Annotated in this window: 12 protein-coding genes; 4 read left to right on the forward strand and 8 right to left on the reverse strand. The window is 73.7% G+C overall.

Annotation, left to right across the window (positions count from 1 at the left end; translation table 11 throughout):
- Nucleotides 1-6: 6 nt before the first annotated feature.
- From HN013_RS16355 to HN013_RS16375, 5 genes are read right to left on the reverse strand one after another with little or no spacing between them, the layout of a single operon-like run.
- The gene (locus HN013_RS16355; RefSeq protein WP_171166885.1) at nt 7-903 is read right to left on the reverse strand and encodes a glycosyltransferase family 2 protein; all 897 of its coding nucleotides are present in this window, start codon (nt 901-903) and stop codon (nt 7-9) included.
- Nucleotides 900-1,679 carry a CDP-alcohol phosphatidyltransferase family protein gene (locus HN013_RS16360; RefSeq protein WP_171166886.1) on the reverse strand — a complete coding sequence of 260 codons (780 nt, stop codon included), beginning with the start codon at nt 1,677-1,679 and terminating at the stop codon, nt 900-902. The genes HN013_RS16355 and HN013_RS16360 overlap by 4 nt, the downstream gene beginning before the upstream one ends.
- Nucleotides 1,657-2,718: an iron-containing alcohol dehydrogenase family protein gene (locus HN013_RS16365; RefSeq protein ID WP_171166887.1), complete on the reverse strand. Its 1,062-nt coding sequence runs from the start codon at nt 2,716-2,718 to the stop codon at nt 1,657-1,659. Before HN013_RS16365 ends, HN013_RS16360 begins: the two co-directional genes overlap by 23 nt.
- Complete coding sequence (locus HN013_RS16370; RefSeq protein ID WP_171166888.1) at nt 2,706-3,443, reverse strand: sugar phosphate nucleotidyltransferase; 738 nt, start codon at nt 3,441-3,443, stop codon at nt 2,706-2,708. The genes HN013_RS16365 and HN013_RS16370 overlap by 13 nt, the downstream gene beginning before the upstream one ends.
- A complete protein-coding gene (locus HN013_RS16375) occupies nt 3,440-5,263 on the reverse strand; it encodes a DUF5941 domain-containing protein (protein ID WP_171166997.1) in 1,824 nt (607 codons plus the stop codon). The genes HN013_RS16370 and HN013_RS16375 overlap by 4 nt, the downstream gene beginning before the upstream one ends.
- Nucleotides 5,264-5,513: 250 nt before the next feature.
- Here HN013_RS16375 and galE point away from each other — a divergent pair, with 250 nt between their 5' ends.
- The 3 genes from galE (at nt 5,514) to idi (ending at nt 8,310) form a co-directional block, all read left to right on the forward strand.
- A complete protein-coding gene (gene galE / locus HN013_RS16380; protein ID WP_171166889.1) occupies nt 5,514-6,500 on the forward strand; it encodes a UDP-glucose 4-epimerase GalE in 987 nt (328 codons plus the stop codon).
- 167 nt (nt 6,501-6,667) lie between these two features.
- Nucleotides 6,668-7,606, forward strand: a complete 939-nt coding sequence (locus HN013_RS16385) for a cation diffusion facilitator family transporter (protein WP_171166890.1) — start codon at nt 6,668-6,670, stop codon at nt 7,604-7,606.
- 95 nt (nt 7,607-7,701) lie between these two features.
- Complete coding sequence (idi, locus tag HN013_RS16390; protein WP_171166891.1) at nt 7,702-8,310, forward strand: isopentenyl-diphosphate Delta-isomerase; 609 nt, start codon at nt 7,702-7,704, stop codon at nt 8,308-8,310.
- Here idi and HN013_RS16395 read toward each other — a convergent pair.
- Nucleotides 8,285-8,800, reverse strand: a complete 516-nt coding sequence (locus HN013_RS16395; RefSeq protein WP_171166892.1) for an ATP-binding protein — start codon at nt 8,798-8,800, stop codon at nt 8,285-8,287. The genes idi and HN013_RS16395 overlap by 26 nt on opposite strands.
- Before the next feature lie 253 nt (nt 8,801-9,053).
- Here HN013_RS16395 and HN013_RS16400 point away from each other — a divergent pair, with 253 nt between their 5' ends.
- Nucleotides 9,054-9,845, forward strand: a complete 792-nt coding sequence (locus tag HN013_RS16400; protein WP_171166893.1) for an enoyl-CoA hydratase/isomerase family protein — start codon at nt 9,054-9,056, stop codon at nt 9,843-9,845.
- Between the two features lie 49 nt (nt 9,846-9,894).
- Here HN013_RS16400 and HN013_RS16405 read toward each other — a convergent pair whose 3' ends face one another.
- Both HN013_RS16405 and HN013_RS16410 read right to left on the reverse strand, forming a co-directional pair.
- Nucleotides 9,895-10,524: a DJ-1/PfpI family protein gene (locus HN013_RS16405; protein ID WP_171166998.1), complete on the reverse strand. Its 630-nt coding sequence runs from the start codon at nt 10,522-10,524 to the stop codon at nt 9,895-9,897.
- Nucleotides 10,525-10,550: 26 nt separating this feature from the next.
- Nucleotides 10,551-11,522: a GlxA family transcriptional regulator gene (locus HN013_RS16410; RefSeq protein WP_171166894.1), complete on the reverse strand. Its 972-nt coding sequence runs from the start codon at nt 11,520-11,522 to the stop codon at nt 10,551-10,553.
- Nucleotides 11,523-11,577 lie beyond the last annotated feature (55 nt).

Genomic DNA, 11,577 nt, shown 5'->3' on the forward strand with positions numbered 1-11,577 from the left:
AGCTTGTCAGATCACCGGCGGGCGACCCAGCCGGGTCAGGCGCCACACGGTACGCCACTTCATGGGCCGACGCGGACCGCACGGCGTCGTCCAGCCCTCCTTGAAACCGCCGAACCAGGCGCGCAGCGCCGGGAGCGAGGGCTTCCTGGCCAGGGTGAGCAGCATCCACACCCCGAGGTAGACCGGAATGAGGAGGGCCGGCAGGTTGCGGCGGGCCAGCCAGACGCGGTTGCGGGCCACCATGCGGTGATAGACCGCGTGCCGGCTGGGGGCGGTGGTCGGGTGGTGCAGGACCATGTCCGCCCGGTAGTCGATCATCCAGCCCGCGTCGAGGGCCCGCCAGGCGAGGTCGGTCTCCTCGTGCGCGTAGAAGAACTCGTCCGGCAGCCCGCCGGCGTCCGCGAAGACCCGGGTGCGGGCCGCGTTGGCGCCGCCCAGGAAGGTGGTCACGCGGGAGGAGCGCAGCGGGTCCGAGGCGCGCAGCCGGGGGACGTGCCGGCGCTGGGTGACGCCGGTGTCGGGGTCGGCGATGCGGAAGCTGATGATGCCCAGCTTCGGGTCGGCCTCGAACGCGCGGCGGCAGAGCTCGGCCGTGTCCTGGTTCGGCAGCAGGCCGTCGTCGTCCAGGAAGAGCAGGACGTCGACGTCCCGTCCTGCCGGGCCGAACGCCTCGATGCCGACGTTGCGGCCGGCCGGGATGCCCACGTTCTCGGGCAGCTCGACGGTCCGCACGGCCAGGCCGGGGACGTGCAGCTCGGGCAGCGGGGCGCCGTTGCCCACGATGACGACCTCGATCGGGTCGCCGTCCTGCTTGGCGACCGACTCCAGCAGCGCGCGCAGCTCGGCGGGGCGGTTGCCCATGGTGAGGACGACCGCGCCGACCTTCAGGCCCCGGGCGTTCATCGCAGCCTGCTGGAGGCGAGGATGGACACGAGGTGCAGCAGCGTCTGGAGGACGGCGATGCCGGCGAGGACGGCGGTGCCGAGGCGGGTGAAGAAGAGGTCGCCGCGGGCCTGGTCCAGGATCGCGAGGAGCACGATCAGCAGGGACGCCTCGATGCCGAGGATCAGCCGGTGGAACTTGAGCGCCGCGGCGGCCTTGCGGGCCAGCGCCACACCGGAGGAACGCGGCTCGGCCGCGGCCTCCTTGACCGGAGGCAGGCCCTGCTGGTGGCGGGCGACGCCGACGAGGTCGGTCTCGGCCTTGATCAGGACGGCGCCGAGCGCGGCGAGGGTGCCGAGGAAGGCCCACAGCCAGTCGATACGGCCGCTGCCCCAGAGGTCGGCGGCGCGCAGGCCGAGGCCGACGAGGACCGCGGCGTCGCACAGGTAGGCGCCGACCCGGTCCAGGTAGACCCCGGACATCGAGTACTGCTTCTTCCAGCGGGCGATCTCGCCGTCGACGCAGTCCAGCAGCAGGTAGAGCTGGACGGCGACCACGCCGAGCACGGCGCCCGTGATCCCCGGCACCAGGAGGGCCGGAGCCGCGAGGACGCCCGCGACGGTCATCAGGTAGGTGAGCTGGTTGGGCGTGACCCTGGTGTTCACCAGGTGCCGGTCCACCCGCAGCGAGATCTCCCGCATGTACAGGCGGCCGGCCCAGTGCTCACCGCTGCGCCGGTCCTTCACCCCCGCGGGGTGGACGACCGGCCGGAGTTCAGCGACTGACGGTTTCTGCATAGTCGGCGTATGCGTCCCTGATCTGGTCGGTGGAGAGGGCGAGGTGCTCCAGGATGGTGTACCGCCCGGGCCGGGTCTGCGGAGCGAACTCCACGGCGCGGACGAACTCGTCCTCGGTGAACCCGATGTCGCCGGGGAGCACGGGCAGCTGGTGCCGGCGCAGCGCCTCGACCATCAGCGCGGACTCCTCGCGGGCGCCGCGCAGGTACATGGCGAAGGCGGCGCCGAGGCCGCACTGCTCGCCGTGCGGGGCGGCGCGCTTGGGGTAGAGCAGGTCGAAGGCGTGGTTGATCTCGTGGCAGGCGCCGGAGGCCGGGCGGCTGTCGCCGGCCACGGACATCGCGATGCCGGTGAGGACGAGCCCCTCGGCGAGCACCTGGAGGAACCCGTCGTCGTCGACGGTGCCGGGGTGGCGCAGCACGGCCTCGCCGGCCTGCCGGGCCAGCGCGGCGGCCAGGCCGTCGATGTCCTCGCCGCGCACCCGGTTGGCCAGCTCCCAGTCCGCGACGGCGGAGATGTTGGAGATGGCGTCGCCGATGCCCGAGCGGACGTAGCGGCCGGGGGCCTGGCGGATGACGTCGAGGTCGATGACGACGGCGATGGGGTTGGGCACGCCGTACGAGCCGCGGCCCGCGTCGTTGTCGAGGGTGGCGACGGGCGAGCAGAGGCCGTCGTGCGAGAGGTTCGTGGCGACGGCGACCAGTGGCAGGCCGATGCGCGCGGCGGCGAACTTCGCACAGTCGATGATCTTGCCGCCGCCCAGGCCGACGACCGCGTCGTAGTGGCCGGACTTCATGGCGTCGGCCAGCTTGATGGCGTCGTCGAGGGTGCCGCCGCCGACCTCGTACCACGTGGCGCCGGGCAGCGCCGGGGCGAGCCGCTTGCGCAGCGCCGCCCCGGAGCCGCCGCTGATCGCGACGGCCAGCTTGCCGGAGCTGGAGATCCGCTGGTCCGCGAGGACCGCGGCGAGATCGTCCAGGGCCCCGGCCCGGATGTCGACGACGACCGGCGAGGGGATGAGCCTCGTCAGTACTGGCACGCGATCTCCCGGCCCTTGGCGAGGTCGTCGTGGTTGTCGATCTCGACCCACTTGATGTCGCCGATGGGGGCCACGTCGATCTTGAAGCCGCGGTTGACGAGCTCCTGGTAGCCGTCCTCGTAGTAGAGGTCGGGGTCCTTCTCGAAGGTGACCTTGAGGGCGTCGGCGAGCTCGGCGCCGGCCTCGGCCTCGATCAGGGTGACGCCGATGTACTCGCCGGTCGCGGTGGCCGGGTCCATCAGCTTGGTGATCCGCTGGACGCCCTTCTCGGGGTCCACGATGACCTTCATCTCCTCGTCGGCGAGGTTCTTCACCGTGTCGAGGGCGAGGATGATCTTCTGGCCCTTGCCGCGGGCGTCGAGCAGGGTCTTCTCGACGGAGATCGGGTGGACGGTGTCGCCGTTGGCGAGGATCACACCGCGGCCGAGCACCTCACGGGCGCACCACAGGGAGTAGGCGTTGTTCCACTCCTCGGCCTTGTCGTTGTCGATCAGGGTGAGCTTGAGGCCGTACTTCTCCTCCAGCGCCGCCTGCCGCGCGTACACGGCCTCCTTGCGGTAGCCGACGACGATCGCGACCTCGGTCAGGCCGACCTCGGCGAAGTTGGCCAGGGTCAGGTCGAGGACGGTCGTCTCGCCGTCGACCGGCACCAGAGCCTTCGGCAGGGTGTCGGTGTAGGGGCGCAGACGGCGTCCGGCGCCGGCTGCCAGCACGAGGCCGATCATGCGGGTTCTCCTGTTTCGTCGTGTACTGCGGGCGCCCCGGAGGACACCCAGAAGCGGATGCTCTCGATGAGCACCGCCAGCGCGATGCCGGCCGCGAGAGCCGTCAGCGCGATCGTGAAGCCTTGGCCCTGCCACAGGACGGCGGCGATGGTGACCGCCAGGACCCGTCCCTCATGGCCGCCGGTCATCCGGACCAGCCAGTGCGGGGGCGCGCCGGTGCCGCCGCGGATGCGGTACACCGTGTCGTAGTGATGGTAGGCGACCGCGGCCACCAGGCCGAATGCGGCGGGAAGCGCCCCGTGGACGTCCGAGCGCGCGGCCAGGATCAGGATCGCCAGGTATTCGGCGGCCCGGAGGACGGGCGGGAGCAGCCAGTCCAGGGGGCCCTTGAGAGGGCTGGAGACGGCGAGGCCGGTGAGGATCGCGTAGACCGCGGCGCCGGCGATGCCCAGGGGGCTGCCGAAGGGCTTGACCAGCAGCGGGACCAGCAGCGCGGCGGCGCCCAGCAGGCCCAGCAGCGGGACGGTCACGGCGCCCTTGACGCGGGTGAACCGGGCGACGGCCTCGGCGACCGGGCCTGAGTCGGCAAGCTCGGCCAGCGCCCGGGCGGCGCGGTCCGTGCGGTGCGCCTTCCGCGTGACCGAGCGCAGGACGCGGCCGGCGGTGGTGTAGCAGGCGGCGAAGGCGCAGCCGATCAGGAGCACGACGAAGACGATGCGCGGGGTGGTGAGCGCGGTGAGGACGGCTATCAGCGCCCAGCGCTCCCCGATCGGCAGGATGATCATGCGGCGGGCCCAGACCGTCCAGCCGACGCTGTCCAGCTTCCCGGAGAGCGCCGCGGTCGGACTGGTGTTCGCCGTGGCGTCGTGGTTGGCCTCGTTGAAGGCGAAGTCGACGACGTGCCGGCAGGTCTGGAGGACCATCGCGCCGAGCGCCAGCGCCCAGACGTCCTCACCGCCGCGGGCGGCGCCCAGCGCCAGGCCCGCGTAGTAGGCGTACTCCTTGGCCCGGTCGAAGGTGGCGTCGAGCCAGGCGCCGAGCGTGGAGTACTGGAGCGAGTAGCGGGCGAGCTGGCCGTCGGTGCAGTCCAGGACGAACGACGCGATCAGCAGCAGGCCGGCGGCGACGAACCCGGGGCGGGTGCCGGTCGCCGCACAGCCCGCCGCGATCAGCGCCGTCAACAGCGAAGCGGTCGTCACCTGATTAGGGGTGAGGCCGCGCCGGGCGCACCAGCGGGCGAGGTAGCGGGAGTACGGGCTGATGCAGTAGGTGGTGAAGAACCCGTCGCGGGACTTCACCGCGCCGCGCAGCCGTACGGCCTCGTCGTCGGTGGCCGCGACGGCCGCCTCGGAGTGCGCCCTGGCCGGGGCGTCCGGGGGGACGTCGGCGACGAGGACGCCCAGGTCGGGGCGGTGGACGGCGACTCCGTGCGCCTCCAGCCCGGCCGCCAGGGCGTCCGGCAGGACCTCCAGCGAGGACGGCGGGAGCGGCGCGCCCGCGTAGGCGGTCACCCGGTGCCGTCCGTCGGCCATGAGCAGCGCGTCCCGCAGCGCCGGCCGGGCCTCGGGCTGCACCGTGAGCGCACCGTGTACGGCGGCGGCCGGGAAGCGGGGATCGGTCAGCGCGAGCCGGAGGCTGTGCACGTGCCCCACGAATCGGTGGTCGACGACGGCGACGCGTCCGCTCGCGGGCAGGGCCGCCAGCTCGGCGGTCACCGCGGCGGCGTCGGCCGCCACACGCACGTCGAAGCCCAGGGACCGCAGGTCGCCCTCCAGGGAGGAGCCGACGGGCGGCAAACCGGTGAGGATGGCGGTCGACAGACGAACTCACTCCTTGGAAGCGGGCCTGGCCGCCTCGGGTCCGCAGGTGTCCGGGCAGCGGTGGTGCCGCGCAGGCCCCGGCGTCGGTGGCGTGCGGCACGTCGGCAGAGGCTATCGGATCACTGGAAGGCGCCGTTCACCGCCGGGTGCGGCCCTGCCCCTCACGGAGAAGACGTCCGGGGCGCCGCGGCGGTTCCCGGCACGTCCGGCGCGGGGCGGGGGCTGCCCCGGACTGGTCTAGGGTGCCGTCATGACGTGGCTGATCACAGGCGGAGCCGGGTACATCGGGGCGCACGTGGCGCGGGCGATGACGGAGGCCGGGGAACGGGTCGCCGTCCTGGACGACCTGTCCGGCGGCGCCGCGGAGCGCTTGCCGGACGGGGTGCCCCTGGTGCGGGGCTCGGTCCTCGACCGGGACGCCGTCGACCGTGCCCTGAAGGAGCACGGGGTGACGGGTGTGGTGCACCTCGCGGCCAAGAAGCAGGTCGGGGAGTCGGTCGAGAAGCCGCTGCTCTACTACCGGGAGAACGTGCACGGGCTGACCGTGCTGCTCGAAGCGGTGGTCGCAGCGGGCGTGCGGAGCTTCCTCTTCTCCTCCTCCGCGGCCGTCTACGGCATGCCGGACGTGGACCTCGTCACCGAGGGGACGCCGTGCCTGCCGATCAACCCGTACGGGGAGACCAAGCTGGCCGGCGAGTGGCTGGTCCGGGCCACCGGCGCCGCGCACGGCCTGTCCACGGCCTGTCTGCGCTACTTCAACGTGGCGGGCGCGGCCCGGCCGGAGCTGGCGGACACCGGTGTGTTCAACATCATCCCCATGATGTTCGACCGGATCACCCGGGGGGAGCGGCCGCGCGTCTTCGGCGACGACTACGCCACCCCCGACGGCACCTGCGTCCGTGACTACATCCACATCGAGGACCTGGCCACCGCCCACCTCGCCGCCGCCCGCAGGCTGGCCGAGCGGCCCGACGGCGGCGACCTGACGCTGAACGTGGGCACCGGCCGCGGGGTGTCGGTGCGCGAGATGGCGGATCTGATCGGCGAGGTCACCGGGCGTCCCGACCTCGCGCCCGAGGTGGGACCGCGCCGTCCGGGTGATCCGGCGCGTGTCGTGGCCGCCAACGACCTGATCACCCGGACGCTCGGCTGGAGCCCTCGGCACGACGTGCGGAGCATGGTCGTCTCGGCCTGGGAGGGCTGGCGCCTGCACCATCCGGATGCGTCCGCCGGGTGACCGCCGGACGGCGGCGCCCGTCCCCCGACCGGCTGGATCTCCGCAGGTCAGCGGGGATGACAACGGTGTTCGGTGTCGCGTTGCCCGGTGGCACCCACCCGTAGTTCACTGAGGTCCCGGGCGGCGCCCGCCGCGCCGGGACCGGCAGTGCACGGGAGGCGGCGTCCATGGGTGCAGGGCACGACCACGGCCACGCGCAGGGCGGGCCCCCGACGGGCACGGCGGCCGCGGCCTACCGCGGGCGGCTGCGGATCGCGCTCGGGATCACGCTCACGGTGCTGGTCGCGGAGGTCGTCGGCAGTGCGCTGACCGGCTCGCTGGCGCTGCTCGCCGACGCCGGTCATATGGCGACGGACGCCGTGGGCGTCTCGATGGCCCTGATCGCGATCCACTTCGCCAACCGCCCGAGCGGCGGCCGGCGCACCTACGGCTACGCGCGCGCCGAGATCCTGGCGGCCGTGCTGAACTGCCTGCTGCTGCTCGGCGTCGGCGGTTACATCCTCTTCGAGGCGGTCCAGCGGCTGGCCTCGCCCGAGGACGTGCCGGGCGGGACGACGGTCGTCTTCGGCCTCGTCGGCCTGGTCGCCAACCTGATCTCGCTGTCCCTGCTGATGCGCGGGCAGAAGGAGAGCCTCAATGTGCGCGGGGCGTTCCTGGAGGTCCTCTCCGACGCCCTCGGCTCCCTCGCCGTCGTGATCGCCGCCCTGGTGATCATGGGCACGGGATGGACCCGGGCGGACCCGGTCGCCTCGCTGGCGATCGGCCTGATGATCGTCCCCCGGACGGTGAAGCTGCTGCGCGAGGCGCTGGACGTACTGCTGGAGGCCGCGCCGCGGGACGTCGACATGGACGAGGTCCGGGCGCACATCACGGCCCTGCCGGGGGTGACGGGGCTGCACGACCTGCATGTGTGGACGATCACATCGGGAATGCCGGTGCTGTCGGCCCACGTCGTGGTGGACCGGGCCGCGCTGGACGCGGCGGGGCACGAGCAGATGCTGCTCGACCTCCAGGGGTGCCTGGGGCAGCACTTCGCCGTCGAGCACTGCACCTTCCAGCTGGAACCGGGCGGGTATGCGGAGCGCGAGGCCAGGCTCTGCCACTGATCCGCCCCAGCGGCCGCGCTTCGTCCGGTCTGCCGTTCCGGGTGGTATGCCGTGGGGCAGACTTGAAGGCCAAGACCGACACCCGAGGATGGTCAATGCCGATCACATCAGCCGAGGGCCGCTCCGCCGATTCCGCCGCGGTCCCCTCTCCCGAAGCCACCGAGCCGATCATGCTGGAGCTGGTCGACGAGGACGGCAGAACCATCGGGACCGCCGAGAAGGTCTCCGCGCATCTCGCCCCCGGCAGACTGCACCGGGCCTTCTCGGTCTTCCTCTTCGACGACCGCGGCCGACTCCTGCTCCAGCGCCGGGCCCTCGGCAAGTACCACTCCCCCGGCGTCTGGTCGAACACCTGCTGCGGGCACCCCTATCCGGGCGAGCCGCCGTTCGTGGCCGCCGCCCGGCGCACCGGCGAGGAACTGGGCGTGGCCCCCGCGCTGCTGCGGGAGGCGGGCACGGTGCGCTACAACCACCCGGACCCGCTCTCCGGCCTGGTCGAGCAGGAGTACAACCACCTCTTCGTCGGCACCCTGCGGGCCGAGCTCGCCCCGGATCCGGAGGAGGTCGAGGAGACCGTCTTCGTGACCCCGGCCGAACTGGAGAAGCTGATGGGCGAGGTGACGTTCTCCGCGTGGTTCATGACCGTGCTGGACACGGTGCGGCCGGCCGTCCGCGAGCTCATCGGGACCGGGGCGGGCTGGTAGGGGCGGGCTCCTCCGCGAAGGGCAGGGAGGCCCAGACGACCTTGCCGCCGCCCGGCGTGTGCTCGACGTCATAGCTGCCGCCGGCCTCGTCGACGACGGCCTGGACGAGCAGCAGCCCCCGGCCGCCGATCCGTTCCTCGTCGGGCACCAGGGGGCGCGGCCGGTAGGGGTGGCCGTCCTCGACGGCCACCCGTACCCCGGCCGGGCCGACGGAGACCTCGACGGTGAGCTCCGGGGAGAGCAGGGCGGCGTGCTGGACGGCGTTGGTGACCAGCTCCGAGACGATCAGCAGCAGCCCGTCCAGCCGGTCGCCGGCCAGCGGCACCTTCTGACGCCGCATCAGGTCACGGACGCCGTGCCGGGCGCGGGGCACCGACGTGGGCAGCGCGGGCGCGGTGAACCGCCAGCTGCCGCGGCGCGCGGCGGATCCGGCCGGCTCGCGGGGCGGGGCCTGGCCCGGCTCGGGCGGGACGCTCCCGACGATCTCCATGTCCGATACCAACCCCTCGCCGTGGCTCCACCGCACACGACGAGTGTTGGGAATACCACAGTCCGCGCGGACAGCTGATCAGAAGTCGCCGCCAATCGACGCTATTTGATCGCGTGCGTATGCCGCAGTCACTCTCCCGACTGTTCCTGGCTGCCCTGATCGTCATTCGCCGAACGGTCCGGAGCGATCCCCTCCGGCCCGCCGCCCGGTGGGCGACGGCGCGACCGGACGGCGTCCGGTTAGCATCCGTCGCATGGAGCCTGCACTGCATCTGGACATCGCCGACGGCACGGCGACGGTCCGTATCGCCCACCCCGCCAAGCGGAACGCCATGACCCCCGCCATGTGGCAGGAACTCCCCCGGCTCCTGGAGCGGTGCGCCGCCGACCCCGCCGTCCGGGTCCTGGTGCTGACCGGCGAGGGTGACACCTTCTGCGCGGGCGCCGACATCGCCTCGCTCACCGCGGACGGCGAGGGCGGCGAGGGCGACCCGCGCGGCCTGGCCGTCGCCGCCGAGGAGGCGCTGGCGGCCTTCCCCAAGCCGACGGTCGCGGCCGTGCGCGGGCACTGCGTCGGCGGCGGCTGCCAGCTCGCCGTCGCCTGCGACCTGCGGTTCGCCGCCGAGGACGCGGTCTTCGGCATCACCCCGGCCCGGCTGGGGATCGTGTACGCCGCGTCGTCCACCCGGCGGCTGACCGCCCTGGTGGGCCCGGCGACGGCCAAGTACCTGCTCTACTCCGCCGAACTCATCGGCGCCGGACGCGCCGTGCGCACCGGCCTGGTGGACGAGGTGTGGGCACCGGACGAACTGGACGGCCGGGTGGCGGAGTTCGCCCGGCTGCTCGGCTCGCGCTCTCAGCTGACGCAGGCGGCGGCGAAGGAGTTCGCCACCGCCGGGCCGGTGGCGGCCGAGCGCGTCGCCCACTGGGCGGAGGAGGGGCACCGGAGCGCCGACCTGGCGGAGGGGGTCACGGCGTTCCTGGAGCGCAGGGAGCCGCGGTTCACCTGGAGCGTGCCGGTCCCCGCCCCGCTGCCCGCCGACTGACGCCGCGCCACGCCTTGCCCCGCACCGCTGCCCAATGGCTGACGCCCCGTCACGCCTTGCCCCGCACCGCCTTCCACTCGGCCACGATGTCGGCGGGGGCCGTGTGCGCGGACCCCGCCCCGTACGGCGGCTGGGGGTCGTACTCCACGATCAGCTGGATCGACTGCGCCGTGCGGTCGTCGGCCAGCCGGCCGGCCAGCATCAGCCCCATGTCGATCCCGGAGGAGACGCCGGCGGCCGTCACGTACTTGCCGTCGGTCACCACCCGCTCGTCCACCGGCTCGGCGCCGTACCCGGCGAGCTGGGGCAGCGTCAGCCAGTGCCCCGTGGCCCGGCGGCCCACGAGCAGCCCGGCCGCCCCGAGGATCAGCGAGCCGGTGCACACGGAGGTGGTCCACCGCGTGTGCCGGTCCGCCTCGCGCAGCCAGGCGTGCGCGGGCCCCGGCTCCAGGGGGAGATTGCCCTCGGGGCCGCCCGGCACGATGATCACGTCGGGGCGGGGCACCTCGTCGAACGTGGCGTCGGCGACCAGGGTGAGGGTGCCCCGGTCGTCGGTCACCGGGCCGCGCCGCTCGGCGACGAGGACCGCCTCGGCGCCGGGGAGGCGGGTGAGGACCTCGTAGGGGCCGGTGACGTCGAGGACGGTGAAACCGGGGAAGAGCAGGATGGCGATCTGCACGGGTGGCCTTTCGGGGTTGTGCCTCATCAGGTGGTTCCGCGGTCCGGACGGACGCGGCGGCGGTAGGCGCCGGGGGCCGTGCCGAGGGCGCGCCGGAAGGCCCGGCGCATCGCCTCGGGCGTGCCGTAGCCGCAGTGGCGGGAGATCTCCTCGACGCCGTCCGCGGTGTCCTCCAGCAGCCGCCGGGCCGCCTCCAGGCGCACCCGCTCGACGTAGCGGCCGGGCGGTACGCCCACCTCCGCCCGGAAGGCCCGGGCGAAGTGACGGGGCGAGAGTCCGGCGCGGGCCGCGAGTGCCTCCACGCCCAGATCCGCCTCGGGGTGTTCGGCGATCCACTGCTGGAGGTCGCGGAGCGACGGGCGGCGGGCGGTCTGCGCGGCCAGTTGGGCACTGAACTGCCCCTGGCCGCCCGGGCGCCGGAGGTAGACGACCAGGTAGCGGGCGACGGCGAGGGCGATGTCCCGGCCGAGGTCCTCCTCGACCAGGGCGAGGGCCAGGTCCACGCCGGCCGTGACCCCGGCCGAGGTGGCGACGCTGCCGTCCCGCACATACACGGGGTCGGTCTCCAGCAGCACCTCGGGGAAGCGCTCGGCGAAGCCGTCGCAGTACGCCCAGTGGGTGGTGGCCCGGCGGCCGTCCAGCAGCCCGGCCGCGGCGAGCAGGAACGCCCCCGTGCACACCGCGACCAGCCGGCCCGCCCGCGGGCCGTGCTCGCGCAGCCCGTCGACGAGCCGCGGGTCCGGGTCGGTGACGCCCCGGCCGCCGGGGACGAGCAGGACGTCCGGCACCGGCATGTCGTCCAGGGCGCCGTCGGGCGTCAGCAGGAGGCCGCTGCCGGTGCGCACCGGCAGTCCGTCGAGGGTGGCGGTGCGCACCCGGTAGGCGCGGGGGTCGCCGGCCGCGGCCGCCGCCTGGGTGAAGACCTCCAGGGGGCCGGTGACGTCGAGGCTCTGGACCCCCTCGTGGAGGACGATGAGCACGGTGCGGCGGGGCGACATGATCACATGCTCGCCCCGGTGCCGTCCGGCCGCAATGACGGGCTCCCCACCTTTC

Source organism: Streptomyces sp. I05A-00742 (assembly GCF_013055795.1).
Taxonomy (GTDB): domain Bacteria; phylum Actinomycetota; class Actinomycetes; order Streptomycetales; family Streptomycetaceae; genus Streptomyces.

Bases quoted from the DNA above. Each gene is read 5' to 3' on its own strand.
- HN013_RS16355 (WP_171166885.1), bottom strand. From the start codon at position 903: ATGAACGCCCGGGGCCTGAAGGTCGGCGCGGTCGTCCTCACCATGGGC.
- HN013_RS16360 (WP_171166886.1), bottom strand. From the start codon at position 1,679: ATGCAGAAACCGTCAGTCGCTGAACTCCGGCCGGTCGTCCACCCCGCG.
- HN013_RS16370 (WP_171166888.1), bottom strand. From the start codon at position 3,443: ATGATCGGCCTCGTGCTGGCAGCCGGCGCCGGACGCCGTCTGCGCCCC.
- galE (WP_171166889.1), top strand. From the start codon at position 5,514: ATGACGTGGCTGATCACAGGCGGAGCCGGGTACATCGGGGCGCACGTG.
- HN013_RS16385 (WP_171166890.1), top strand. From the start codon at position 6,668: ATGGGTGCAGGGCACGACCACGGCCACGCGCAGGGCGGGCCCCCGACG.
- idi (WP_171166891.1), top strand. From the start codon at position 7,702: ATGCCGATCACATCAGCCGAGGGCCGCTCCGCCGATTCCGCCGCGGTC.
- HN013_RS16395 (WP_171166892.1), bottom strand. From the start codon at position 8,800: ATGGAGATCGTCGGGAGCGTCCCGCCCGAGCCGGGCCAGGCCCCGCCC.
- HN013_RS16400 (WP_171166893.1), top strand. From the start codon at position 9,054: ATGGAGCCTGCACTGCATCTGGACATCGCCGACGGCACGGCGACGGTC.
- HN013_RS16410 (WP_171166894.1), bottom strand. From the start codon at position 11,522: ATGTCGCCCCGCCGCACCGTGCTCATCGTCCTCCACGAGGGGGTCCAG.